This window comes from Leptospira neocaledonica (genome assembly GCF_002812205.1).
Taxonomy (GTDB): Bacteria; Spirochaetota; Leptospiria; order Leptospirales; family Leptospiraceae; genus Leptospira_B; species Leptospira_B neocaledonica.
Map to the genome: position 1 here is coordinate 1 of NZ_NPEA01000033.1, position 871 is coordinate 871.

Consider the following 871-nt stretch of genomic DNA (forward strand, 5'->3'; position numbering starts at 1 on the left):
AAGCCTTGGTCGTTAGGCGAACAGCTCTGCACGATATTCTTTTTCAAGCTTTGCGGGCTTCCATGCCCGCTTTTATTAATATGAACTCTAAATTGGATGGGTGTGCACTAAAATATGCATAATTATATGTATTGACAAAGATTTGTTTCTCGTCTATTTTTATATGTAGATGGAGCTTGAATGGGATCCTGCAAAAAATGAGGAAAATTTGCGGAAACATGGAATTGATTTCTTTGAAGCTCAAAAGGCATTTTTGGATCCAAATAGGATTATTACTTTAGATGTTACCCATTCTTCTGATTCTGAAAAGAGATATTACTGCTTTGGCCTAATTGATTCGTATGTATCAACGGTAAGATTTACTGTCAGAAATAATAAGATTCGAATCTTTGGGGCAGGTTATTGGAGGCAAGGTAAGAAAGTTTATGAAAAAGAAAATAAAATACACTGATGCACCAGCATCTATATCATCTTCAATTAGATCTTCTAAGACTGTTGAGGATTTTCTACCTCCTCCGAATAAACTCGTTTTAAAAGAAGATAATTCCAGGGTAACTATAGTCTTGAGTAAAAAGAGTATCTCGTTCTTCAAAGAGGAATCGAAGAGATCTGGTGTACCTTATCAGACTATGATTAAAAAGGTTCTGGATTTATATACTGAACATTATGCTCATAAATAATTAATAACGCCATCAATGGCTTGATTCTTCATTATTACTTGCAGAGCCGTCGCCTAACTATCGGTGCTTCCGCTCCGCTCGGAGATCGCTTTCGCGACTCACTCGCTCGGGCTTCGCCACATTTGCTTCAGTCACTTCGTTTGCATTAGCAAACTCGTGCCATCGCAAACGTCGGAACACCTTGGTCGTTA

General features: G+C 38.0%; 1 protein-coding gene. It reads left to right on the forward strand.

Features of this window, described 5'->3' with window-relative positions; translation table 11 throughout:
• Positions 1-169: 169 nt before the first annotated feature.
• Entirely contained in the window at positions 170-451 is a 282-nt protein-coding gene (locus tag CH365_RS19845; protein WP_100770278.1) for a BrnT family toxin, read from the forward strand.
• The last annotated feature ends 420 nt before the right edge of the window (positions 452-871 follow it).

Bases quoted from the DNA above. Each gene is read 5' to 3' on its own strand.
- CH365_RS19845 (WP_100770278.1), top strand. From the start codon at position 170: ATGGAGCTTGAATGGGATCCTGCAAAAAATGAGGAAAATTTGCGGAAA.